Genomic DNA, 23,947 nt, shown 5'->3' on the forward strand with positions numbered 1-23,947 from the left:
TTCCGCCTGGCGCAACACAGCCTTGATTTGGGCTTCGGTAAATCGGCTCTTCTTCATCAAAATCTCCTCGAGCATCTTGCCGAGAAAATTCTACTTTTGAAGCCCCTTATTCGCGGGGAGGACTACCGATCCAATATAGCAAGCCGTACGCTGGTAACACAATTTCGCTTTACGGACCGAAGGACAAGAAGATGGCCGAAATCGGCGATCTCGCAGGCCTGGAGATCGGCGTTCCAAAGTCAAGCTCGCAGGATAAGGCGGTGACCGCAGCTGTCGGCGACACGGCGACCGTCCGGCGCTTCGACGATGATGCCGCCTCCATCCAGGCGCTGCTTTCCGGACAGGTGCAGGCGGTCGGCGGCAATCAGTTCTACCTCGACCGTCTGGAAGCAGCCAGCGCCGGTACCTATGAACGCAAGATCGATTTCCTCACGACATTCAATGGCGTCGGAACACGACTCGGCGAGAAGGACTGGAATGAGACCGTCAACGCCTTCCTCGACAAGATCATGGCGAACGGCGAGCACGCCAAAGTCTATGCCAAGTGGATGAAGGTGGAGGTTCCGAAGTTCCCCGAATCCATCCCAAACATCCCCTTCACCATCAACTGATACATGTTCTACGCAGGAGATCGCCGTGCCGCACGCCGCTGACACTCAAAGCCCGCTTCTCTCCATGGAAGCAGTGGATAAATGGTACGGCGCATTCCATGCGCTGAAGAACATCAACTTGACCGTCCGCAAAGGCGAGAAGATCGTCCTTTGCGGACCGTCCGGATCCGGCAAGTCCACGCTGATCCGTTGCATCAATGCGCTCGAGAAAATCGAGAAAGGCACGATCATGGTCGAGGGGAAAAAGCTGGATGACAGCGGCAAGTCGATCGACGCAGTTCGGCGCGAGGTCGGCATGGTGTTCCAGAGCTTCAACCTCTTTCCACATATGACCATCCTTGAAAACTGCACGCTCGCGCCGATGCGGGTGCGCGGGACAAGCAAGGCGGATGCCGAGAAAATCGCCCGCAAATATCTCGAACGCGTCCGTATTCTCGATCAAGCCGACAAGTACCCCGCCCAACTTTCCGGCGGACAGCAGCAGCGCGTTGCGATTGCACGGGCGCTCTGCATGGAGCCGAAGGCCATGCTGTTCGACGAGCCGACCAGTGCGCTCGATCCTGAGATGGTCAAGGAAGTCCTCGACACGATGATCGGTCTGGCCAGGGACGGCATGACGATGATCTGCGTCACCCATGAAATGGGCTTTGCCCGGCAGGTGGCCGACCGCGTGATCTTCATGTCCTCCGGCGAGATCATAGAAGAGGCACCGCCGGAAACTTTCTTCCGCAATCCGTCGCATCCGCGCACCCAGGCCTTCCTCGGCGAAATATTGGCTCATCACTGAGGCGAAGCACATGACAGTTTCAAGCGAAACGACGAAGCGCGCTGTGTTGGTGGGACTGATCGGCGCCGATATCCAGATGTCGAAGTCCCCGGCCCTGCATGAGCGCGAAGGCGCGCTCCAGGGGCTCGACTATCGCTATGAACTCCTCGACCTTGCGGAGCGCGGCCTTCCGGCCACAGCCCTACCCGATCTTCTGGCAGAGGAGGAAGCGCGTGGCTTTGCCGGCAGCAACATCACCCATCCCTGCAAGCAGACGGTGATTCCGCATCTGACGGATCTCTCCGAGGACGCCCGCATGCTGGGCGCCGTCAACACGGTCGTGTTTAAGGATGGAAGACGGACCGGTCACAACACGGACTGGTACGGTTTCTACGAAAACTTTCGGCGCGGACTTCCTGACGTCCCGCGGCATCGGGCTGTCCTTTTGGGTGCCGGCGGAGCCGGTGTCGCGGTCGCACATGCCACAATGAAACTCGGCATCGAGCGTCTTGCGATTTTCGATCAGGACGTTTCCCGTGCGGACCGTCTGGCGGAGGATCTGAACAGCCGGTTTTCCGCTGAACGGGCTTTTGCGATCACTGATGTCGGCAAGGCGATGCGGAGCGCCGACGGCCTCATCCATGCGACGCCGACGGGCATGAAAAACCATCCGGGTCTGCCGATCGAAGAGAGTTGGCTTGAACCCCGCCATTGGGTCGCCGACATCGTCTACATGCCGCTCAAGACCGAGCTTCTGGCGCTTGCAACCCGTCTTGGCTGCCGCACCTTGCCGGGTGGCGGGATGACGGTGTTTCAGGCGGCGGCCGCGTTCAAGCTCTTCAGCGGTATCGAACCCGACGCCGAACGCATGAGCGCCCATTTTACCGAACTGTGCAAAGTCTCCTGATCCAGGCTGGCGAAGGAAGAAAGCGATGCCCCATATCGTCATCGAATACAGCGAGGGAGCCGGAAGTCGCATCGACATACCGGGGCTGGTAAAGGCCGTTCATCGCAGCGTGCGAGACAGCGGCGCCGTCAAGCCGAATGCCGTGCGCACTTTTGCGCGCGAGGCCACGCATTCGCTGGTCGCCGATGAGCATCCTGCCAATCAGTTCGTACAGATCATCTTGCGGATCGCGCCCGGACGTACGCCGGACGAAAAACGGGCAATATTGCAGACGGTCTATGACGCAGCCGAAGGCGTCGCACGTCCGGCACTTGACGAGGGACGCTGCGCCCTGCGTGCCGATCTCATCCAGTCGGATCCCGATTTTGCGATCCACGAGACAACGCTGCCGTGACCATTCCGGCAATTCGAAAGGAAGAAGAATGAGCCTGATCTACGTCCTCAATGGCCCCAACCTTAATCTGCTCGGCAAGCGCCAGCCACATATCTACGGCCACGAGACGCTCGCCGATGTCGAAGCCGATTGCCGCCGGCTCGCCTCTGAACTCGGCCACGACATCCGCTTTCACCAGAGCAACCGCGAATACGAGATCATCGATTGGATCCACGAAGCGCGCGAGGACGGCGCCGGCATCGTCATCAACCCGGCCGCCTTCACCCACACCTCTGTTGCGATTCTCGATGCGCTGAATACCTTCGAGCAGCCGGTCATCGAGGTGCATATCTCCAATGTCCACAAGCGCGAAGCCTTCCGCCATCACTCCTTCGTCTCGCACCGCGCCGATGGCGTGATCGCCGGTCTTGGCACCGAAGGCTATCAGCTAGCGATCCGCCGGGTGGCAAGCCTGATCATGTCGGCCGAGAAGAAGTGACGCAGAAGGGGCTCGGCATGGAACGGAAAGTAAGGCTTGCGGTGCTCGGCGCCGGCCTGATCGGCAAGCGACACATCAAGCACGTACTTGCCGAGCCGCAGGCGGAACTTCTGGCCGTCGTCGATCCGATGCCGCTCGGGCAGCAGATCGCGCGGGAATCCGGCGCTAAATGGTTCCCGAGCTTTGCGGCAATGATCGAGACGGATCGTCCCGACGGCATCATCGTCGCGACGCCCAACCAAGTCCATGTCGCCAACGGTCTCGAAGCCGTTGCCGCCGGGGTGCCGGCGCTGATCGAAAAGCCGATTGCTGGCGATATCGCGGCCGGTGAAAAGCTGATCGGCGCCGCGGAAGCCGCTGGCGTGCCGCTTCTGGTCGGCCACCATCGCCGCCACAATCCGATGATCCAGAAGGCCAAAGAGATCATCGACAGTGGCGAGCTTGGCCGCATTCTCGTAGCCAATGCGATGTTCTGGCTGTTCAAGCCGGACGACTATTTCGATATTGACTGGCGGCGCCAGGCTGGAGCCGGCCCAGTCTTCCTCAACCTGATCCACGACGTCGACAATCTGCGCTACCTTTTCGGCGACATCGTCGCCGTCCAGGCACGCGAATCCAGCGCCGTTCGCGGCAATGTCGTCGAGGAGACCTCGGTGATCTTGATGGAATTCGCAAGCGGTCTTCTTGCCACAGCGTCCGTTTCGGACTCCGTCGTCGCTCCCTGGAGCTGGGAGATGACGGCGGGCGAAAACCAAGCTTACCCGAAAACGGAAGAGGCATGCTACTTGATTGGCGGGACGCACGGATCCCTGACGATCCCGTCGCTCGACGTATGGAAGAACGGCATAAAACGCAGCTGGTGGGAGCCGTTCGAAAAGCGTCGCGTCGCCGTTCAGGACGAAGACCCGCTGGTGCTACAGATCCGGCAGTTCTGCAAGGTGATCCGTGATGAAGAAGCGCCGTTGGTCAGCGGGCGCGAAGGGCTGAACACATTGAAGGTCATTTTGGCCGTCAAACAATCCGCAGCCGGTGGCGAGCGCATAGTGCTGGGATAGAAACAAACCAACACGCCGGGGTGTTGAAGCACTGTGAAGACGATCGGCAGCTTGCTGCCGGATCCACGGAATAGCCGTGAAGGACTCTCCGAGTTGTAGCTGATCGGCAGGGAAATGCTCGCCTTGAAGGGGATCGAACCGCCGGCCCGCGGCAACCGACGGCACTCCGACCGATATCAGCGCAGGCAGGGATACGAACGACCCGCCGCCCGCCAGCGCATTCATGCTGCCTCCTAACAAGCCGCGGAAATCAGAAGCGTATCGCTCAAGATCGTGTCTTAGTCACATAGGGGGCGAGCGGCGTGATCCGATACTCTATCAGCCACGAGCGATCCGATAGACAGACGCGTTGCCTTCGACGCCCCGGAGCGGAGCTTCGAACTCCATGATTGTCTGTCCCGACAAAAGCTGCCGGACTCCTGGTGCCATATAGAGCGCCTCAGAGATGCAAATTTCCCCGGCATCGGCCAGAGACTGCACGCGTGCCGCGACATTCACCGTCTGGCCAAAATAATCAAGATTTTCGTTCAGCGTAACGGCGATCGAAGCGCCGCAATGGGCACCAATCTTCAGGATGATACCTGGCTCGCCATGCTCGCTATTGAAGCGCTCGATTTCGTCCAGGATCCTGAGCGCCGCCTCAACCGCATCCGCCGGCCGGGAGAACGCCGCCATTACAGCGTCACCGATCGTCTTGACGACGGCGCCACCATGTTGCTGCGCCGTCAATTCCAGCAAGGCGAAATGCTCTCTGACCAAGGCATAGGCGTTGAGATCGCCAAGTTTTTCGTAGAGTGCGGTGGAACCCTTTAGGTCAGTGAACAAGAATGTGACCTGACGGATGCCAAGCCCCTCGCGTTCATCGACACGCTCCGAGCGGAACAGTCGCCGGAAAGTTTGCCGCGCGATCAACATTCCACCGGAAATATATGGCTCGAATTCCAGCGCTGGTTTGCTCGGCAGCGCCACGATCTCGGGCGGCCAGTTGATCAGCATCAGCGAGCCGCGAACGGCTCCGCTATTGTCGACTTCCACAACACAGCGGCCAGGCGACACGATGGCTTGGTCGGGGGCGAAGCGATGTCCGTCATATCGAATCCGCAACACCGCGGGTTCCGGCCCCGGCTCACCGGCGATCCCGACCATGAAGGCAGCCTGCGTCTGAACGTTGACCCCGGCCAAAACGCCAGGCCCTAACTCGACCGGCAGTCTGACCGTCGCGCCGGTTGGCAAATAGGAGAGGCCGCGTACAAAGCCGCGCAGCATATCGACAAACCGCACCGACTGGCCTGGCAGTTTGCCATCGCCGGCAAACCGCAGCTTCCAATGAAAGTCCTCAACCGACAGAGAGCCCGGATCGTGAAACGAAAGACGGCGGAGGTTGGGCGAGGCGGAAAACGTCACCTCAATAAAATCGTCGAGATCGGTTTCGCCCGATACGTCGCAGAGGCCGCAAACATAATGCGTTTTTAGCGTGCGCAGCGAACCGAAACTGTCCAACACCATCCCGGACTGCGGGCAGAGTACGTCCCAATGCATCTCGAAAAGACCACAACGCGCTGCATGCAGGAAAAGGTCAATGCACTCGCCTTCGCCGATCGCGCGGTCACGGGCAAAGGCGAGCGGGTTGACCCGGTAGAGCGACAATTCCTCGCTGCTGCGGATCAACGCCCCAAACTTGGAAACCACACGCGGGCTCCAGGATCGAGCTTTCTCGATCTCGGTCATCTTTCGTTCGAGAAGGCCATCATCGATACCGTTCATGGTATCCAACCCACCCGTTGGTGCGGCGACGTCGCTAACACCTTCCGCCGGTCTAATCCCAGGCATTCATCTCTGCTACACTCTCTTTTAATGCTACTTTATCCAAACTCTTGAAACAAGCCGCGGCCTATGGAAGGCATCCGCTTCTTCGTCTGCAGGCATGTCCGAAGACAGTCCCTACCCTAGTCCCCGAATGGAAGTTCGATCTCTTCTCGGTTCCTCTTCGCGCCTTCGACGAGCGCGGCGGAAAACCACCCAATATCCTCGGGCGACATCATCCCTGCCCCTGCCCTAATGCCTTCTCGCCATGCAGGACCGCGTTCCCACGCCTCGTTGTAGGCGAATGCCAGGTCGGATGTTCGCCGGGTCTGCTGCAGTGCTTCGAAGAGCAGCGCAGCTTGGCGGACGTCTTTCTCACGCTTCGCTGGCCCCTGCCCGTCGGTGTGCCGGCGGCTGGCGACTATGAGTTTGTGGATCGCGTATCGGGACGGATCAGGGACAACGACCGGGACACCGCTGCGATGGAGCAGCATGGTTCGAACCGGCTCCCTGATAAGGAAGTCGAGGAAGCGCAGCGGATCGGCGCTGGCACCGCCGAGAGCGGGCATCTTCGCGGGCTGGTCGATGTCGTCGTCCGATCCGCGATTCGACGTCAGGAACTCCACCCGATAGCCGTCGGCGTTCTGAAATGCCGACGAGGCCGCTGCTCCCGATCGATGAGGAACCGGGCGGAAGGAAGGGTCGACTCCCTGTAGGAGATCGACGATGGGAGGCAGGCTGTCTTCGACTTCGCGGCTGATGGCGTAGTCCTGGGCAATATCTGCATCGCCGGTCAGGATCGCAGCCATGGGCAGGCGAACGCCAAGCAGCCCGGAATAGCACTGGAACGCTACCGTGCCGATGAGGACACCCCGGAGCCGGAAAAGGCCAGCGGTCGCCAATGCCTCGACGATGTCTCCGGACATGGCATCGGGTGCGATCATCCCGCCCTCGCGGGTGAGACTGTTGACCATCCTCCTCCGGGCGCGGATGTCATCCTTGTCGCGCTTGTGGTCGGCGACGCGCTGCGCGATAGCCGGATCGTCCGCAGGGCCGACGTAGCGACGTGTCGTACCCCCATGTCCATCTGGGATGTCAAAGTACCAGTACTTCCGGCCCTTTACGTTCGCCGGGGTGAACCGGCCTTCCGGAGGAAAGTCGGCCGTCCAAGCGGCGTCGAGCGAGCGTTGGCCCAGCTCGGCGAGCATCGTCTGGTACATGAGGTCGATGGATTTCATCGGCTCGACTCCGGCGTTATACTGTTTTTCAAAAACAGTATAACCGGCGAGGAGATAGGGAACAAGGTGGGATGTCGTAGGGGCCGTCCGGAGACAGATCGAGCCGGAGTAGCCTCCGTTGTAACGTCTTTGCGCAACCGTTACAACGCGCTCAATAGCGGCAGCCGGAATGGCTCCGCATCGCAACCCGCTTTCTCCTCGGTCCAGACCTCCTTCGGGCATTTCTCGGCAGGGAAGCATGACTTACAGAAAAACCTGAGCGATCGAAGAACACAGACGCACCTCCATCCGAGGAAAAGCATCGTGAAATTGCGTCAGGCGCGGGAGGAGCCAGCGTTGCGAGAATGTCGAGTAGGATTGGATGGCCAGAATGTCTCGCCTGCCGCGCCGCGAGACACGTTTCGCCGCATTGCCGATCTCCAGGAATGCGCGGGTGACGCCATTGTAAAGCTACTGCCTTCGTCGGTCGGTACCACACCACGATGCAGCCGCTTGAACCGAACACCGTTGCAAACCTCGCCTTCGGCGGGCCGAAACGCAACCGCCTCTTCATCGCCGCCACCCGCTCACTTTATTCGGTCTACGTCGCAGCAACCGGCGCCCAGACGCCGTAGGCTGGCGAACTGGCGCCTATATCGGGGCAGTCCGGCGGACACGGCACCTCCCGACTTCCTGTGTGACGGGATTCTCATCGAGGCGTGCCGCGGCGGCCGTCTCCCTCTCTGGCTATTGGCAGGCACTGAAAAAATGCGAGCGCCGGCCCCAAGCGCAACAGTTTAATAAGACCCAGCTAACTTACGCTTAAGTTTTAGTTAAAATGCGATTCACTGTGTTTGCAGATGATGGGCGACGTTTTCGGCAGCTGACGCGTTAAGACGCCATGGAACAGATTTACCGCCAATGGCAGCTCTCCTCCCGGAACGCGACGAGCTACCGCGCCAAATTCATCCTGGCGACGGAGATCCTGAAATCCGATATGTCTTCTCATGAAATCCGCCGAGCTGCCCGCCGTGTCGTTCGTGCGCTCGAAGCCGTCATCGATCTTCCTATTGCCGGCGCTGATGTACTGAGGACGGCGCGGGAGCACTTTGGAGCATTGACGGAACTCCTCGCAGCCATGGAACCCCAGCCAGCCGGTGACGATGGGCATTGTCCCGGCCGCGAGGGCCGCGACAGCAAGCTGATGTAACCCTTGGCCATGGGGCCGGGAAGGCTCGGCTTCTGACATGGCGCCGAGCGGGTTTGAGCTGACCCCGCACGATCGCCATGTCGGTAAGCAAAGCGTGAACAGGCTAACCCTACGACCGAACTGACCTCTCGAAAACCCTCGCCAGCCGTTGCGCGAATTTTCGGGGATCTTGTGGCCGTTCGCCGTCGAGAATACGCGCTTGGTCGAGCAACAGGAACGTTGCGTCCTCTTGATAAGACGCATCGTCCTCGACGGCCGCAATGGCTTTAATCACGGGATGTGCCAGGTTGATTTCGAGGATCGGTTTGGTGGCTCCCTGGAGACGACCTGCGTTTTGCAGGATCTTTTCCATCTGCCTGTCATAGCCGTCCTCCGGCGCAACCAGGCAGACCGCGCTCTCCGTCAAGCGGTCGGATGCCCGAACATCGGCGACTTGACCGGCCAGTTTTTCTCTTGCGAAGCCAATAAATGTCGCCAAACCGGCGCTGTCCTGTTCGGGCGGCGTTTGATTGTCGAGCCTTGGAAATTGCGCCAGATCCGCAGTTCCCTGCGTGATCGATTTGAACGCCTTTCCTTCGAATTCCGGCGCGTTCACCACCCAGAAGCTGTCGACCGAGTCGGTTAGCAGCAGCACTTCGATGCCACGCGCCCGGAAACCTTCGAGCTGGGGCGACGCCTTCAGTTGGTCCAGGCTGCCACCCGCAAGATAGTAGATGGCATCCTGGCCTTCCTTGGCGTCTTTGACGTATTCGGCAAGTGAACGGTGCCCTTCCGGCGATGCCGACGTGTGAAATCGTGCAAGCGCCATCAATTGTGCACGCCGCTCGTAATCCTCGTAAATGCCCTCCTTCAAGACGGGCCCGAAATTCTCCCAGAACTTGAGATAGGTCTCCGGCTCGCCGTCAGCCAGTTTCTCGACCGCTGTGATAACCCTGTTGGTGACACCCTTGCGGATTGCCGCCAGGATGGGACTCTCCTGGATCATCTCGCGAGAAACGTTGAGCGGCAGATCAGCCGTGTCGATCAGCCCTCGGACGAAGCGCAGATATCTGGGCATCAGTTCCGCATCGTCGGTGATGAAGACCCGCTTGACGTAAAGCTTCATCCTTCCTTTGCGTTCCGGATCAAACATGTCGAACGGCTGCGTTCCCGGTACAAACGCCAGGGCTGTGTATTCGTGCCGCCCCTCGGCACGAAAGTGCACAGTCAGGGCCGGTTCGTCGTATTGCCCAGATAGGCCGCGGTAGAAGTCGGTATAGTCTTCCTTGCTGACTTCGCTCTTCGATTTGGTCCACAGCGCAGTCCCGTCCGTAATCTGGACCGGCTCGCCATCGGGTTTGTCGACAATACGGATCGCGACCGGGACGTGACCGGATTGTTCTTTGACGATTCGTTCGACGGTCCACCTTGAGGTGTATGTCTTGGCATCTTCCATCAGATGCAGGACGATGCGCGTACCGCGGGGTGGCGCTTCGACGAGGTTTGCCGCCTCGACGCTATAGCTTCCCTTCCCGTCCGAGGACCATTTCCAGGCTTCCTCTGAGCCGGCGCGACGGGAAATCACATCGACATGTTCGGCGACCATAAAGCAGGAATAGAAGCCAACGCCGAATTGCCCGATCAATTGTGCGCCTTCAGCGGCCTTGTTCTCTGCAATCCGCTCCATGAACGCCCGCGTCCCCGACCTCGCGATCGTACCGAGCGCCTCAATCATCTCGTCACGCCGCATCCCGATGCCGTTGTCCTCCACGACAAGCTGCCGGCGCTCTTCGTCAAGCCGCAGCGTGATGCGGCTCTCGGGATCGGCCGCCAGCAGCGACGGCGTCTCGATCGCCTCATAGCGCAGCTTCTCGCAGGCATCGGCGCCATTCGAAATCAATTCGCGGAGGAAAACGCCCTTGTCCGAGTAGACGGAGTGGACCATCATGTGCAAAAGGCGGGCAACATCGGCCTCAAAGACGTGGTTTTCAGCGGTCTGTTCGACAGTTGTCGTCATGTGCTCGGATTCTCCAAAGGAATGCAACTTGCGCCAATCAATTGGCGAAACCAGGCTCAAAATTCAAGATCCGAAAACAGGTGGTCGCGGCCGAAATATACCGTCGCGCAGTTGCCATTTTCACCACTAACTCATGCCCCAGCCACAGCTGTGGGGTCTTATGGAGACGAACACCTATCTGCCGGTGCAGGAACTCGAGGAACATAGCGAGGTTGATGGGACGGCGTGGGAGCCGGCATCACGAACTGAATTTGATGTCGCTCGCTTTAGCTGCGGCAATGAATGCGCGGCGAACATGTTCCGCGTCAGAGATGTCATTGAAAGCGTCGAGGACGAGGAGTTCGGCCGCCCTGGCCGCTGGCGTTTGTTCGGGCCAATCATTGAGCAGTGCATTGCCGGCCTGCAGCACGGTGTAGACCGTTTTGGTCTTCCCTTTGATCGTAATCTTGACTGGCTTGAAAGTTCGCTTACTCAAGACATATCCCCGAACACGCGATTCAACGAATCACTTCGCGGGTCGTTCCAATCAAAGTCAAGACGATTCTAGGTGATTTCGGACACCGCCGCGTGGTCGCCCTCTTCCCGCAGTCCCTTATGGGACGCGTGACGCAGCTTCCCGTCATGCGTCCAGGCCCGGTATTAGACCCGCCCAAAAGTGGCAATCGGGAACCTCATTGACATCGGTGCGTGATCCTAGCACTGGTAGCTGAAGGCGAAAGCTGCAAGTCCCGTTTGAAAAATGGGCCTGCATAGCCTTGGGGGATAAATGTCTTATTTGACTTTGCCGTGGGTCATTGGCCCACTTCCAATTGTAGTAACAGTTTGGGCTGCCTATGCTTGCGGTATAGCTATAGCCCAGAAAACGTGGACTAGCGGCGAAGCATTTTTAGGTGCATTACTTCTTCCGAGCGGCCTGACTGCAACCGGGTGTCAGTTAATTCTCTTAAATCAGAACATTACTATTCTTCTAATAGGCAGTCAGATAATCTCAAGCCTATGCTGGTTTATTGTGATGCATGCCAGTGGCTTTCGCCTGACACCGGTTGCAAACCTTGAAACGTCCAGCGAAAAATATCCGGGGCCTCTAAAGATTTTTGTTATTTTAGTGTCTGGGTACATTATATTTAATGTTGTATTCCTCTGGATAGTTCCCGGCTCTGGTCGCTGCACTATTGGGAAGTGCTTTGCTTATGAGTGGGCGCTAGGGAGAAAAGACCATGTGTTTGCAGGGTTGTACTTAGGGATTTCCTTTGGAGCGCTCGTGTTAATTGGAATACTTGCCTTGCTTTTTCGGGCATTTCTCAAATTTTACGCGACCACTTTTCCAAGTAGATAGTGGAGTTGCAGCGAATCGAGCTGCGTTGATGGAACGGCCTGCCCCGCGCTATGCTTTGGCAACCACCTAAACTTCTAGATGGAGAATCAGCATGCCAAGTCTCGCGCAGATGACCGGTTCACTGCATATCCACAATTTCTATATCGGGAAGTTGAAAGCCAAGCAGGCACAGCTTTTCGAGAGCGACCCCGAATTGGCCCAGCTGCTCGACAATGTTGCTGAGGTTCTCAGCGAGCACGTAGCCACCTTGACCGATGAAATCTCCGAGCTGGAATACGAAGATTAGTCAGACTTCGGATTGATGCCGCTCCTGGCGGCGCGGGTCGGGGACTTCGCAAGGGAGATGATTCCGCGCGGCACGCGTGCTATCGCTTCTGAATACAGAGATTGGCCGCACAGTTCATTAACGTCGGGAAGAAGAATGCCAGTCAAGATTGACCGCCGAGTTGCTGGAGATGAAGTTGTACTATTAGAGCGAACCACCCCGCAAAGATATCGCGAGTGGCTCATTGCCCTCACGGGTGGCATTGAAACGCTGCCCGCCGAATTTCGGGACGGCATGCCTTCCCCTGAGGAGGAACTGAAGACTCTCCTCGCGCGAATGCTGCCAGGAGATGAACTGTGGCTTGCGAGGTCGCGGCGCTTTGAGCCAACAGCCCTCGTAGGGAACAGGGGTATTGCAGTCGTACGAAATGGCTTAGCCGTCTGGTATCGGATAGGTATGCACCACCAACTCATGCGCCAGCCACAGCTGTGGGGTGGAGAAGAACACCTATCTGTCTGTGCACGCCGTGAATGAAGACGGCGAAGTGGATGGGGCGGCTTGATCCACATATCGCTTCGGGCTGGTCACCCCCGCAGGAATGCCAGAAGTCTGAAATTATGCTGTAAATTCAATGAAAATGCTTTGGTTTGAGGGGCCTCGCGGGACTATTGATTACCTTATGGAATTTTATAAGCTGCCCCTCATTTCCGAGAGCGGATTGAGACGCTCCAAAGGCATTCAGCATAAGGAGCATCCGATGATCCACGAATTGCGCATCTATACATGTCTGCCGGAGAGGCTGCCGGCACTGCAACAGCGTTTCGAGATCGCGACCCTGGCGATCTGGGAACGTCTCGGCATCCGCTCACTCGGCTTCTGGACGACGATGATCGGTTCTTCCAGCAACGATCTGACCTACCTGCTCGAATGGCGGTCGCTGGCGGAGCGCGAGCAGAAATGGTCCGAGTTCATCGCCGATCGGGAGTGGAAGGAAGCGAAGGCGAAGAGCGAGGCGGATGGGCCGATCGTGGCCAACATCGTCAGTTCGCTGCTGCAGCCGACACGCTTCTACCGCGGCTTCTCCAAACCGTCAGAATAACGGCCAGAAACTCCGCTGGAAATTGATTGAGAAGCGTTTCAGATGTGTTTTGGCGTGGACCCATTGAACCAGAGAATTTTTTTAATCTCTGGCGCTGCGAGTCAACAGAAAGGTGCATGACTCACCCTCCTTTGTAGAGGATGCCCTCCCCTCGACATTCGAATATCGCCATGACGTAATGCTACGTCGGCAGTTGCCGTTGGCCCGGGGACCGACGCGGCGCAGTTCGTCCGCTCACCATCACATGGAGGGCTCGGGATGTTTTCTATTGCAGGCATGTTCTTCATTGAAATGAAGGAGGTTAAGCGAACACCCGAGGAGGTTGAGGCAACCGCCCTGCTTATGGGGATTGACGTGCGGACAATGGGGCACCTCTATGTGATCCGACCGCCAGCATCCGGCCTGGAGTCAGTCGAGTTATTTGTTGCTGCGATAATGCAGTCAAATCCGACTGGTGACACTGACGATGACATTTAGCCATCCAGGGACTCCAGGAGTGCAAACGACCAAGTCCGGCACCGCCACCCTCCTCGAAGACGCCACCGACCGGATCGCTGATATCTCGCGAGCGGATCTTTAGATCATGCTACGCCGCGCGGTCACTGCGGCTGCGCAATGCCGGCGCCGTGCCATTATTGCGAACAGGGAGGTTGCACGGAATGGGGAAGCTGGGGCAACAGCCCCATAGGCGCTAACTTAAGAGCTCTGAAGCGGGGATGGCGCTGTCCCTTAATCTGTAAAGCTGTCGCGAAAATCCCCTGCAATAGTAAGATTTTGCGTCTGATCGGGGCAACAGTCAAAGAGACGGGCGAATGAAGATGCCGCTAAATCTGCCGTCCGCCGCCAGCGCAAAACTCCATTCCAGGCGGCCCTTCTCGAAGCAGACGTCGTAGACGTCCCAGCCGCAATCCGTTACGCCCTTGAAGGACATGTCTTTGAGCGGTCCCATGCGCTCCAGATCGGCTTGAATCATTGCAGATTGCTCGCGCGCGGCGGTGGCGAGAGGGGGCATCATCTGCTCATAATCGGGTTCGTCGCGCTGGTGTTGGTCTATGATCTCTTGCAGCAAAGCCTTGCTGTTTTCCACCGGGCGCTTGTCCTTGATCCGCTTCGCAAGCGCTTCTTCCAGCGCAGTCACGACGTTCTCCTCGACACGGGGTGCGGCCTGTTCATAGCCGTTCTGGTGTAGCACGAGACCGGATACGGCACCGCTTTCGTTGCGAGTTAAGGTGAGCTGCGCCTGGACCGCCTTGTAGAAGAAACGGTCAACGTCTTCGGGAAAAATTTCAAGCTCCGCCTGGCCTGTCAGGCGCGAAAAAAGCCGTCCATCTCTCAGGGTGATAACATAGGCAAGCGTATCGAGAAGGTAGTAGCCGTTATAGTCGGCATAGAGAGCAAGATCGATCTTCTGCTCTGTCCGGGGCCTTGCCTGCTCGTAGCGACGCCATGCGATGGTATCGGATGAGGTGTCGGTCATATTCGTATCCTTTGCGAGTTTCAGGAGTTCTTCGATCGAAAGTAGACCTCCTGCGGCAACCTTCGCCCTCAGGGCTTCAACAATGGCGAGACTGCGCTGGGTGCGCCCGAGCTGTTCCTGTAGAGTGAGGTTCTGCATGGAAAGCATGCGATCGAGATCGGCCGCTTGCCCCGCCAACAGCCGGGCGATGTGATGCAGGCGGAGGCCCAGTCGCTTCAACGTCAGAATCTCGTTCAGCCGGGCGATTTCATTGGCTCCGTAGAGCCGCCAATTCTTTTCCGTCCTGCGAGGGTGGATGAGGCCAGTTTGCTCGTATAGCCGGAGTGCACGTACCGTGAGACCAATGCGCTTGGCACATTGCGCAGCGGTCAGCCACGTTTCTTCCTTGATATCATTCCGCATAGAGCCTCCTACAAAGTCATGAACCTCATCTAAGGTATGACGTGGGGTCCGGCTCAAGCGAAATTTGAGGGCGATTTTCGCGTCGGATCAATCTGTAACCGCCGATCGACATCGCATTCTGGATATGGTGGCCTGACTTTTGCGTCGCCTCGGCGGATCGCAGATATGCCGCATGACGGTGGCAAATCGCTTAGAGATTTTCTTCATCGTCCGCACCGACAATACTGCAGAGAGGATCGTATGCTTCAGGAGACTATGTAGCCTCCATAGCGACAATGACCTGAGTGTCTGAGATGTCGTCTTCGCAGGGGGGAGAGTCGAGAACGTCGGTGACGGCCTCGTCGATCAACAGCGCTACGATCAGATGCGCCATGAGCTTGGGAATACCATTCAATGATAGCTGGACTGATTTTCTGCGCCTCTTTGACCGTCGTCGACGGCGACACGGTGAAATGCGACGGGCAAAATATGCGACTGCTGGGGGAAGGTGTTCCGTTCGTCTCGGGCATCGATACGCCGGAGATTGGATCGCACGCGAAATGCATCAAGGAACGGAAGTTGGCGCTGATCGCCAAGGGCAGGCTGAAAGAGCTTTTGGCTGAAAAGGGATTGCGCGTCGTGTTCAGCGGCACGGCCGACGGTACGCCATCGCACCGGCCGCTCATCAACATCTACCGAACGAATGGGGAAGAGATTAGGAAGAAGCTGCTTCGGGAGGGCTTCGCGCGCACCTGGACCCCGGGGCATCGGAATGACTGGTGCGATTGAACAAAAAAATCTCTAGGCACGGGAACAATATGCTTCGTTGACCGTAAAACCTTCGGGCCGTGCGGAGATTCGTTACACTTCGCTGAGCGACCCACCTCAACCTTAGCCCCGCTCCGTAGTGGGGCTTTTTTTGGCATTGACGTCGGCGCTCGGAGCGGATCGCGCAGAGGAGGAGTCCTGTCTCCAACAGCACCCTCAAACTTGCCCCGTCTCGGCGGGGCCTTTTTTGTTCGGCACGCCGGGAACCCCAGATCGACAATCTAGTTAGCTCATTGGATCGCGGGAGAAAGCCAGTACTTTCAGTTCGCATAATGCCTTTCTCCTAGCGATCCACCATTTTCCAGAGTTGGGTCGTGCGGAGGCAATTTCCCCGTCCGCTCCCAAGCGACGCTCCGCGCGGCCCGACACTCAGGCATTGTTTTTCGCCAGTGACGCGGTGATGGCGTCCAGACGTCGGGTCGTTTCCTTCGACGTCTCCCGGTGCTCTTCGCGAAGGTCCTTGATGCTGGATTCCAGCCGATGGATATGGCCGTCGAGATCGGAACGGCGGACGTACTCGTCCCGGATCCTGTTCAGCCGGTCATGCAGGACGTCATCGACCGCTTCGACTTTTCCGGATAGTCGCTCATCCACCGCATTGATCCGGGTCTTGACGTTGTTGAAGGTCGCAAAGACAAGCCCCCCGACAAACGTCGACAAGGTGATCATGGCCCCGATCAGCCAACAGATATCATCTGGCATTGTTTTTCCCATCTACGTTCGGGATTGATTGAGCGCCGGTCTGGCGGGTGTTGAAATCGTGGATATGGTCGGCGCAGCGGATCACCCGCGCATTGGCGCGATCGAGGGCGGCGCGCTCCCGATCGAAAACGGACAGCTTTTCGGCGCCAAATTCTGGCAGGCGTATTGGCTCTTCTGGAGAACGAGGATGACCGCTTCTACAAGGCTGAGATGTATAAATTCAAATTCCCGACCAGCCGCGGACACTACGCTTGGAACGAGTACCTTGATTTCGTGATGACGGATTCGGCCAGCGATCAAAAGACGGTGATGAAAGCCGGATTTTTCTCCGGCGAAATCGAGGGCTTCAGAACGACACGCCCATACACGATGTTCCTCGCTGCTCAGTCCTGCCTCGAACACGCAATGAATGAATACTAGGCGCCCCCATCGAAGAGCGGACTTTCCAAAGGTGCAAACAACACGAGCAGTGACGTTTTCTAGGAGTTTTGGCGTATTATGACCAAGCCAGACACTGCCACTATGCTGGAAGATGCCGCCAACCGAATCGAGGATATCGGGCGATATCGAGAGCCGCTATTCAAACACCTTTTCAAAAGCGGGACGACTTTTGACGCCTGAGGCGGCTACCAGCCAGAACAGCCCCCCGGCAGCAATGCCGAACACAGCTATCTCTGCAAGTAATTCGACGGCTTCCAGCAATCCCCACCACGTCATCATCCCGTTATGGTAGGTGATGTGATCATTCGTGTAGGCCTCATCCGGGCCGAAAAATACAGTTAGACAAAACCACGGGAAGGTCGCAATGGAGGCCCCGCCCATCGCGCAATTTGCAAGGGATGCCCGTACTCGTCCCCTGACCGAGACGGGCCGAGGACGTGCACATATTTCTGAGAACGCTCCCCATTATGCTGGACCTGTGATTCTCATCGATGATGTCTAGTTAATGGCCGATCCGACGCCTCGCCGGAATGCGAGACGTTAAGAAACCTATTTGGCGAGGCGAAACCCTTTAGAAGCTGGCAGAGGCACAGACGCCAAGGGAGGAGGCGACTATCACTGCCATTAATCCGCAGATCACTGCCGTCAAAAAGAGAGGAAAAATCGCAAACGAAGCACGCAAAGGGCTGGAAGCCTCTCGCTGGCATTGGCCTCAACGAGAAAGATCGCCCGGGGAGGCGGTCTTTCTCGCTTCTGAACCAATGAAGGCTTCGTTCACCCAGCAGCCTTGATGCTGGAGTTGCAGAGGCTCCAATATCCGCCGCCCTTCTGGATCCACTTCAGATCACCGAGCGTGCCGGCATCCTTCGCGGCATGATAAGCGTCGACGCAAGTATGAAGGCGGGCTTTAGCGGGCGCTTCGCTCGAGTATTTCTTGTCGATAGCCTTCGGGAACTTGACGCTCTTCGGCGCCGCTGTCGTCGGCTTTTCTGGTTCCTTTTCGGTTGTTTTTGCGATGTCCGCCTCGTCTTCCTTATCCGCGGCGGCAGCATCCGCGCCACAGAATTTGGCGCGGAAATCATTCCACTTCATGTCTTTGGCGGAACCGTCAGCCTTGGCAGCCTGATACTTTGTGCTGCATTCCTTCATCGTCAACGCATGCGCCGGCGACGATATGACGAAAGCGGCAAGCAACGAGCCGGCAGCAGAGAGAAGCAATTTGTGCGACATGTGATTGGCCTCGGTCGATGATGTTGACGTTTCAGTCTTCTCTCCCGCCTGAGCTATGACGCTGATGACGAAAGAGTGCCCCATTGGGGCTTCCGCTCAATGAACCTCCGATGAACAGTCGTTACAACTGGACCGGAATGAACGTCGATTTTTGCCGCGGGGTGGCCGCCGCGGTATTCGACGATCCGCCGGCCTGCGCAGCCCTTTGAAAGCGAATGCTTTCCCTTCCAAAGCGATGCACGATCGGCTGGGAACAGTTGATGGGCTCCTCCGCTGAGTTCAGAAGAGATCGGATTGATTGCCGCCTAGTGGAAGTTGCGCGCTTTACTGAATTGCTGCGGGCATTTGCGGGATAGGTTCTCTCGACGCTGTTGTTGTCGATCTCGATGCGGCGGTCGATCAAGAATATGCAAGCGCCTCCTGCTCCTAGCCCCTGTGCCGCTCACCCGCGGCCGTGGATCTTCACCACGCGTCACCCAAGCGAGGGTCAGAAGGCTTCTACTTTGCAAAGTCGTGCGCATCCGGGCAGCCAGCCGCCGGGGGTGGCAAGCAGATTGTCTAGTGCACGATCGAGGCTAGTCCACGCGCACAAGTGCGGAATTCGGTAGCAGATTCCACCGGCCGAAGTAAATTAGCGGCCGCATTGCGCCGCAAGCAGACATGCCGTTTTGGCGGTGTGCTGGTTGCGGCGCTTCCCTGGGTGTAGACTGCCGACACTGTTGCATGTGCATGCAAGGCAACGATGATGAGTACACCCGCGCTCGACCGGAAGCTGCTTGCGATTCTGGCAGCGGATATGGTTGGCTACTCGAAGGCGATGGAGGCCGATGAAGCCGGCACCATCAGGCGACTGAAGGCCATTCGCGCCGACCTGATCAATCCCGCCATCTCTGAGCGCCATGGCACCGTTATCAAGCTGATGGGCGACGGCGCGCTCGTCGCCTTCGACAGCGTGGTTGATGCGGTTGCCTGCGCCGCGGAGTTTCAGAATAGCGTGGCCGCGCGCAACGCCGACCTGCCGGAGCCTGAGCGCGTCGTATTCCGCGTCGGGATCAATCTGGGCGATGTCGCCTTGGTGGATGGCGATCTGTATGGGGATGGAGTGAATGTCGCCGCGCGACTGGAGCATTTCGCCGAGCCGGGGGGCGTGATGGTGTCGGGGACGGCATACGATCATCTCCAGGGCAAACTCGACTGGCCGCTCGATTTCGCCGGCGAGCAGCAGGTCAAGAACATCAGCCGCCCGGTGCGGATGTATCGGCTGAGACTCGACGGCAAACGGGCGCGGCGCCCGCTTCTGGGAATGATACCACGCTGGGCCGGGACGGCTGCGGCGGCGATGGTCGCGTTGGCTCTGGCAGGGGGCGGGGCCGCCTGGTTGTTCCTCCAGCCGGAAACTCCGATCGGCAAGCCTTCGGTGGCGGTGCTGCCCTTCGAAAATTATGGCGGCGACGAGGCAAGCGGGCGTCTGGCCGATGGCCTGACCGAGGACGTCATCACCGACCTCGCGCGGTTTCCCGAATTCGAGGTGGTGGCGCGGAATTCGACGGAAGCTTACAAGGGCAGGCCGGTGGATGCCCTCCAGGTCGCAACTGCGCTCCATGTCGGCTTTGTGCTGGAAGGCTCGATCCAGCGGCAGAGTGGGCGGGTACGGATCACTGCACAGTTGATCGATGCAAAAACCGGCCGCCATCTTTGGTCGGAGAACTGGGACCGGCCCGCCGAGGACGTGTTCGCCGTTCAGACCGAAATCGCAGAGCAGGTCGCCAACCGCCTCGGCGGCGGAGTGGGACTGATTCAAGAGGCCGGGCGGGCTGCAGCCAAACGCAAACGGCCTGAAAACCTGAACGCCTATGATTACTACCTGCTCGGGTCCGAGAAGATTGAAAAGCTCACCAAAGCCGATGACGAGGAGGCCATCACCTTTCTCAATCGCGCCGTGGAACTGGACCCCGGGCTGGCACGGGCCTGGGTAGAACTTTACCACGCTCATGATCTGATGGGTGTGTTCGGCGTCGATCCCGAGGGCAACCGCAAGGCGGCTGCCGATGTGGCCGAACGCGCGGTGAGGCTTGATCCGCGCGACGCTGAAGCACACGTGGTGTTTGCGATGAGCCTTGCCAATAAGGGCGACATGGGCCGCGCCAAGTCCGAATTCGACACGGCCCTTCGCCTCGCTCCGGGCTCGTCCGAAATCCTGACTTTTTACAGCGGCTTCGCCGCACGCTTAGGAGAGCCGGAACGCGGCGCTCAAATGGTCGACAAGGTCATGCGGCTCGACCCGAACTATCCAATGTGGGCGTCCAACTTCTTCGCACCTGCCTATTTTATGGCGGGGCGGTATCAGGACGCGGTGACGATGCTGGAGCGCATGACGCCCAACAACTACCAAAGGTGGACTTGGGTGGTCCGCAGCAGCTCTCTTGCAGCACTGGGTCGAACCGATGAGGCGAAAGCTTCAGCCATGGAGGCTCTCAAACAGCACCCCGAGGTGACTGTCGAGAGCATGATCAATGAACCCGGCCTGAGCACAATCGAGCGCAACCGGTTCATAGAGACGATGCCGCTCGCCGGCTTCCCGGCATGCGCCAAGCCCGAGGTGCTGGCGAAACTCGCCAAACCTGTGCGACTGCCGGAATGCGAGGCGGGGAAGGCAGAGCCTCTCCAGCAGCCATAAAACGGCCTGCTTGCGAGCCGCTGGTGGCTGTTGCTGCATAAGACCGCACAAGTGCACTCCGCGCGATGAAGGCAGATTGACCGGGATCGAGGCCAAAGTCTTTTCATCTTCGCGAGGAGGAAGGATAACGTTCATAAAGGCAGATCGGTGATCCACACCGCCTTGACGAGCAAGCGAGGCAGATCGCCCTTCTCGAATTGAGGGTCGCGGTCAGCGGCGTCGATGCTCAAATACGTGAAGAGATCAAGAGCCTCACAAAGACCGTCCATGCCAGTGAGGCGGAGGCGGCGCTGCGGCATTGGTTGAGGATCAACTGATTCTTGAACTCGACTGGAGCCACAAACCGAAAAGCCCCCGCAAGTGGCGATAAGTCTCAGGAGCCGATATGAAAAAAGGGTAATCGCCTCTTCTTCTCAACCTCTTTCTTCAATGAGCGGTATAGGCTCCGTCCACCAAATAGTGCGCCCCAGTGATGAAACTGGCCTGCTCGGACAAGAGGAAACACACAAGAGCCGCGACCTCTTCCGGTTTTCCACGCCTGCCCATTGGTTGAAGCGATGCCATGCGACGCGAACTCGCCGCTTCAAGGTGCTCTGACAAAAGTGGCGTTTCGATCCAGCCGGGACCGACGGCATTTATGCGGATACCCAATCGTGCATACTCCATCGCAGCGACTTTCGTCATTCCAACAACCCCGTGCTTGGCTGCGGTGTATGCCGCCGCGGTGGGTAATCCAACGGACCCGAGAGTGGAAGACATATTCACGATTGCGCCGCCACCCAACTTAAGCATCGCGCCAATTTCGGACTTCATGCTATAGAAAACGCTGTTCAGATTGACGTTCATCACCTCGTGCCAACTATCGAGCGGATAGTCTGCGACCGCTGCGCGCACCCCATCGATTCCCGCATTGTTGACCGCCAGATCCAAGCCGCCACATGTCTCGACGGTAAAATCGACAAGTCTCTGCACACTCCCACTGTCACTGACATCAACGACAAATTCACGGGCGAGGCGTCCCTCTGATCTGATTGCGGCGGCAATCGTGTGTGCTGCGTCAGCATTGATATCGGCGACAACAACCTCGACACCCTCCTCAGCGAGTTCTCGGGAAACGGCGGCACCAATTCCGGAACCTGCGCCCGTCACAATCGCGATTTTTCCCTCCAGGCAAAGCTTCATCGTCTCTGTCCTTATTGCTATGCTAATATTCGATCGGCGCGGTTATTGATGCAAGGGGTTTCCCGGATTAATAGAAGCGCATGGTATTGCGCAGCTTCGGATGTTGCCAGTGTTGCGACCTCATCCTCCACAGCGTTGAGTGTCTTTGTCAAAAGATGTCGCACTCTAATTTGGAATGAACGGGATCGACGGAATTACTTGGCAGGTGGGAATGGACAAACACCATATTACGCGCCGGGGGCTCGTGCTGGGGAGCTTGGCTCTGATGCTTTCTGGATGTACTTCAGGCGATGGGCCGCCGCTGGGCTACCGGTTTGGGTTTGCAATGGATCCTGATTTCGATCCCCGCTATCGACGACGGGAGGTTGCGTATACGGGGAGTGAACCGCCCGGAACGATCGTCGTCGATACGGCGAGCCGCTACCTTTACTTCGTGGAGGCTGGCGGACAGGCGACTCGCTATGGCGTTGCGGTCGGAGAGGAAGGGTTGAGTTTCAAGGGCGAGGCCACCATCGGCTATAAGGCAGAGTGGCCTTCGTGGAAACCCACCAGTGACATGATTCAGCGCAAGCCGCGGCTGGCCCAATATGCCGATGGAATACCGGGAGGACCGCTCAACCCTCTCGGTGCAGCGGCCCTCTACCTCTACCAAGGTGGACAAGATACCCTGTTCCGGTTGCACGGAACGAATGCCCCCTGGTCTATAGGCCGTGCAGTTTCGAATGGGTGTATTCGCTTGACGAACGCAAACATCGTCGACCTTTACTCTCGTGCACGCATAGGCACACGCGTTGTTGTCATCTGATGGCGTTTACCATTTGAAATCGCAGGGTTGGCCATAGCAATGTGTATCTGCTAATGTAGATTCGTTGCATGTTGCATCATATCTGCCCTATTCAGGGTGATGATTGTCGCTAAACTTTAAGGTGTAGCCCTCAAAAGCTATCCCATGATGAGGAGAGGACTTCATGATGAGCAGAATTCTATTCGTGATCGTTGCAATGTTTGCGGTGGCCAATCTGAGTGCTTGCGGATCGATTGGCAAAGGCAAGGGGAAGGCCCCACCGCCGGCAGCAGCAGTCTACAAGTAGACTATCGCGTTTGAAATTTAGGAAGGGTCGTACAGACCCTTCCTCTTCTTATGCCATAAACCGCCAGGCTTGCGCTCCTTCACCACTCACAGCGCACGAGTGGCATATTAAATGCTGACTTCGGGCTCCTGTTCGTCAGGGCCTGCACATGGAGCTTAGTGATGGCGCTTGGAAGAGGCGGTATGTCGCTAGTTGTTATGTTGGCGGTCGTGGCATCGTCATGCCAGACAGAAGACAAAAGGCCTTTACCGCATTATACGTCGAATGGCAGAGGTGTAGCTCCAACCAATGTGGCTGAAAACAAATCGAATCAGTATTTCATCGAATTCCGCTCACGCTATGCGCTGACCTACGGCCACACCTACGTCGTTTTTGGGCGGGCGGATAAGAACGGAAATATGATCAATCCCGAAGTCGCAGGCCTTGCCCCAGCTTCTCCCGATGCCGCGCAGTATGTAATAGGCCACTTCATACCGGTTCCGGCCACGACCGGAGCCACGGACGGTGACCTGGAAGAGCAGTACAGATCGGCAAGCTGGCGTGTGATGCTGAGTGATAGTGAATATAACGACACAGTTGCGTATATACGCAAACTGCAGGCAACCTCTCATCTTTGGGAGGCAACGGTTTTTAATTGCAACGCCTTTGTGGCGGATATCGCAAAGCACATGGGTTATAAGGCGCCCGGCATTTGGCTAAGGCCGCAACAATTCATTACAAGCCTGCGGGAGATGAATACAGGTTGATTGCATCCAAGACACGGGTTGGCGATCGCGGATGCAGACCACAGAAAGGTTCTGG

27 protein-coding genes and 3 pseudogenes are annotated in these 23,947 nt (G+C 57.8%); 18 read left to right on the forward strand and 12 right to left on the reverse strand.

What is annotated here, in order from left to right; genetic code table 11:
* Positions 1–128: 128 nt before the first annotated feature.
* The 6 genes and pseudogenes from EFD55_RS31910 to EFD55_RS31935 form a co-directional block, all read left to right on the forward strand.
* A pseudogene (locus tag EFD55_RS31910) lies at positions 129–611 on the forward strand (transporter substrate-binding domain-containing protein); the annotation flags it as partial.
* A 64-nt stretch (positions 612–675) separates the two neighbouring features.
* A complete protein-coding gene (locus EFD55_RS31915) occupies positions 676–1,398 on the forward strand; it encodes an amino acid ABC transporter ATP-binding protein (protein WP_125851029.1) in 723 nt (240 codons plus the stop codon).
* A 10-nt stretch (positions 1,399–1,408) separates the two neighbouring features.
* Entirely contained in the window at positions 1,409–2,284 is an 876-nt protein-coding gene (locus EFD55_RS31920; RefSeq protein WP_125850972.1) for a shikimate dehydrogenase, read from the forward strand.
* A gap of 25 nt (positions 2,285–2,309) precedes the next feature.
* Positions 2,310–2,678 (forward strand): 5-carboxymethyl-2-hydroxymuconate Delta-isomerase, encoded by a 369-nt coding sequence (locus tag EFD55_RS31925; RefSeq protein WP_125850974.1) that lies wholly within the window; start codon positions 2,310–2,312, stop codon positions 2,676–2,678.
* A 28-nt stretch (positions 2,679–2,706) separates the two neighbouring features.
* Entirely contained in the window at positions 2,707–3,156 is a 450-nt protein-coding gene (gene aroQ / locus EFD55_RS31930) for a type II 3-dehydroquinate dehydratase (protein ID WP_125850977.1), read from the forward strand.
* A 17-nt stretch (positions 3,157–3,173) separates the two neighbouring features.
* A complete protein-coding gene (locus EFD55_RS31935) occupies positions 3,174–4,211 on the forward strand; it encodes a Gfo/Idh/MocA family protein (protein WP_125850979.1) in 1,038 nt (345 codons plus the stop codon).
* 147 nt (positions 4,212–4,358) lie between these two features.
* Here EFD55_RS31935 and EFD55_RS34040 read toward each other — a convergent pair.
* The 3 genes and pseudogenes from EFD55_RS34040 to EFD55_RS31950 form a co-directional block, all read right to left on the reverse strand.
* Positions 4,359–4,436, reverse strand: a pseudogene (locus EFD55_RS34040) (sulfite exporter TauE/SafE family protein); the annotation flags it as partial.
* 93 nt (positions 4,437–4,529) lie between these two features.
* Positions 4,530–5,975 carry an adenylate/guanylate cyclase domain-containing protein gene (locus tag EFD55_RS31945; RefSeq protein ID WP_125850981.1) on the reverse strand — a complete coding sequence of 482 codons (1,446 nt, stop codon included), beginning with the start codon at positions 5,973–5,975 and terminating at the stop codon, positions 4,530–4,532.
* A gap of 182 nt (positions 5,976–6,157) precedes the next feature.
* The gene (locus tag EFD55_RS31950; protein ID WP_125850983.1) at positions 6,158–7,252 is read right to left on the reverse strand and encodes a nucleotidyltransferase family protein; all 1,095 of its coding nucleotides are present in this window, start codon (positions 7,250–7,252) and stop codon (positions 6,158–6,160) included.
* A 497-nt stretch (positions 7,253–7,749) separates the two neighbouring features.
* On the opposite strand from EFD55_RS31950, the pseudogene EFD55_RS31960 reads away from it, so the two are divergent.
* Together EFD55_RS31960 and EFD55_RS31965 are read left to right on the forward strand one after the other, a co-directional pair.
* Positions 7,750–7,866: pseudogene (locus EFD55_RS31960) on the forward strand (SMP-30/gluconolactonase/LRE family protein); the annotation flags it as partial.
* 266 nt (positions 7,867–8,132) lie between these two features.
* Positions 8,133–8,441: a hypothetical protein gene (locus tag EFD55_RS31965; protein WP_245438289.1), complete on the forward strand. Its 309-nt coding sequence runs from the start codon at positions 8,133–8,135 to the stop codon at positions 8,439–8,441.
* 109 nt (positions 8,442–8,550) lie between these two features.
* On the opposite strand, the gene htpG is transcribed toward EFD55_RS31965, so the two are convergent.
* Complete coding sequence (gene htpG, locus EFD55_RS31970; RefSeq protein ID WP_125850985.1) at positions 8,551–10,437, reverse strand: molecular chaperone HtpG; 1,887 nt, start codon at positions 10,435–10,437, stop codon at positions 8,551–8,553.
* A 238-nt stretch (positions 10,438–10,675) separates the two neighbouring features.
* Positions 10,676–10,912: a DUF982 domain-containing protein gene (locus EFD55_RS31975; protein WP_125850987.1), complete on the reverse strand. Its 237-nt coding sequence runs from the start codon at positions 10,910–10,912 to the stop codon at positions 10,676–10,678.
* 291 nt (positions 10,913–11,203) lie between these two features.
* Here EFD55_RS31975 and EFD55_RS31980 point away from each other — a divergent pair, with 291 nt between their 5' ends.
* From EFD55_RS31980 to EFD55_RS31995, 4 genes are all read left to right on the forward strand, one after another.
* Positions 11,204–11,773, forward strand: a complete 570-nt coding sequence (locus EFD55_RS31980) for a hypothetical protein (protein WP_125850989.1) — start codon at positions 11,204–11,206, stop codon at positions 11,771–11,773.
* 91 nt (positions 11,774–11,864) lie between these two features.
* A complete protein-coding gene (locus EFD55_RS31985) occupies positions 11,865–12,059 on the forward strand; it encodes a hypothetical protein (RefSeq protein WP_125850991.1) in 195 nt (64 codons plus the stop codon).
* A gap of 736 nt (positions 12,060–12,795) precedes the next feature.
* A complete protein-coding gene (locus tag EFD55_RS31990) occupies positions 12,796–13,137 on the forward strand; it encodes an NIPSNAP family protein (protein ID WP_125850993.1) in 342 nt (113 codons plus the stop codon).
* A gap of 258 nt (positions 13,138–13,395) precedes the next feature.
* Entirely contained in the window at positions 13,396–13,614 is a 219-nt protein-coding gene (locus EFD55_RS31995; protein WP_125850995.1) for a hypothetical protein, read from the forward strand.
* A gap of 319 nt (positions 13,615–13,933) precedes the next feature.
* Here EFD55_RS31995 and EFD55_RS32000 read toward each other — a convergent pair whose 3' ends face one another.
* Positions 13,934–15,016, reverse strand: coding sequence for a MerR family transcriptional regulator (locus EFD55_RS32000; protein WP_125850997.1), 1,083 nt, complete (start codon positions 15,014–15,016; stop codon positions 13,934–13,936).
* 393 nt (positions 15,017–15,409) lie between these two features.
* Between EFD55_RS32000 and EFD55_RS32005 the strand changes: the two genes are divergently transcribed.
* Entirely contained in the window at positions 15,410–15,784 is a 375-nt protein-coding gene (locus EFD55_RS32005) for a thermonuclease family protein (protein WP_125850999.1), read from the forward strand.
* Positions 15,785–16,192: 408 nt separating this feature from the next.
* Here EFD55_RS32005 and EFD55_RS32010 read toward each other — a convergent pair whose 3' ends face one another.
* Complete coding sequence (locus EFD55_RS32010) at positions 16,193–16,525, reverse strand: hypothetical protein (RefSeq protein ID WP_125851001.1); 333 nt, start codon at positions 16,523–16,525, stop codon at positions 16,193–16,195.
* Between the two features lie 165 nt (positions 16,526–16,690).
* Here EFD55_RS32010 and EFD55_RS32015 point away from each other — a divergent pair, with 165 nt between their 5' ends.
* Complete coding sequence (locus EFD55_RS32015; protein WP_125851003.1) at positions 16,691–16,945, forward strand: hypothetical protein; 255 nt, start codon at positions 16,691–16,693, stop codon at positions 16,943–16,945.
* Between the two features lie 156 nt (positions 16,946–17,101).
* On the opposite strand, the gene EFD55_RS32020 is transcribed toward EFD55_RS32015, so the two are convergent.
* From EFD55_RS32020 to EFD55_RS32030, 3 genes are all read right to left on the reverse strand, one after another.
* Positions 17,102–17,347 (reverse strand): hypothetical protein, encoded by a 246-nt coding sequence (locus tag EFD55_RS32020; RefSeq protein WP_245438356.1) that lies wholly within the window; start codon positions 17,345–17,347, stop codon positions 17,102–17,104.
* Between the two features lie 393 nt (positions 17,348–17,740).
* The gene (locus tag EFD55_RS32025) at positions 17,741–18,196 is read right to left on the reverse strand and encodes a hypothetical protein (RefSeq protein WP_125851005.1); all 456 of its coding nucleotides are present in this window, start codon (positions 18,194–18,196) and stop codon (positions 17,741–17,743) included.
* A gap of 121 nt (positions 18,197–18,317) precedes the next feature.
* Positions 18,318–18,599, reverse strand: coding sequence for a hypothetical protein (locus EFD55_RS32030; RefSeq protein WP_125851007.1), 282 nt, complete (start codon positions 18,597–18,599; stop codon positions 18,318–18,320).
* Positions 18,600–18,941: 342 nt separating this feature from the next.
* Between EFD55_RS32030 and EFD55_RS32035 the strand changes: the two genes are divergently transcribed.
* Positions 18,942–20,873, forward strand: a complete 1,932-nt coding sequence (locus EFD55_RS32035) for an adenylate/guanylate cyclase domain-containing protein (protein ID WP_125851031.1) — start codon at positions 18,942–18,944, stop codon at positions 20,871–20,873.
* A gap of 131 nt (positions 20,874–21,004) precedes the next feature.
* Here EFD55_RS32035 and EFD55_RS33540 read toward each other — a convergent pair whose 3' ends face one another.
* Positions 21,005–21,172, reverse strand: a complete 168-nt coding sequence (locus EFD55_RS33540) for a hypothetical protein (protein ID WP_183736909.1) — start codon at positions 21,170–21,172, stop codon at positions 21,005–21,007.
* A gap of 127 nt (positions 21,173–21,299) precedes the next feature.
* Positions 21,300–22,055, reverse strand: a complete 756-nt coding sequence (locus tag EFD55_RS32045; RefSeq protein WP_125851009.1) for an SDR family NAD(P)-dependent oxidoreductase — start codon at positions 22,053–22,055, stop codon at positions 21,300–21,302.
* Between the two features lie 211 nt (positions 22,056–22,266).
* Here EFD55_RS32045 and EFD55_RS32050 point away from each other — a divergent pair, with 211 nt between their 5' ends.
* From EFD55_RS32050 to EFD55_RS32060, 3 genes are all read left to right on the forward strand, one after another.
* The gene (locus EFD55_RS32050; protein WP_165504884.1) at positions 22,267–22,860 is read left to right on the forward strand and encodes a L,D-transpeptidase; all 594 of its coding nucleotides are present in this window, start codon (positions 22,267–22,269) and stop codon (positions 22,858–22,860) included.
* Positions 22,861–23,026: 166 nt separating this feature from the next.
* Entirely contained in the window at positions 23,027–23,146 is a 120-nt protein-coding gene (locus EFD55_RS34045) for an ABC transporter (RefSeq protein WP_125851033.1), read from the forward strand.
* A gap of 161 nt (positions 23,147–23,307) precedes the next feature.
* Entirely contained in the window at positions 23,308–23,892 is a 585-nt protein-coding gene (locus EFD55_RS32060; RefSeq protein ID WP_125851013.1) for a hypothetical protein, read from the forward strand.
* Positions 23,893–23,947: the final 55 nt, after the last annotated feature.

Source organism: Rhizobium pisi, from assembly GCF_003938655.1.
GTDB lineage: Bacteria > Pseudomonadota > Alphaproteobacteria > Rhizobiales > Rhizobiaceae > Rhizobium > Rhizobium pisi.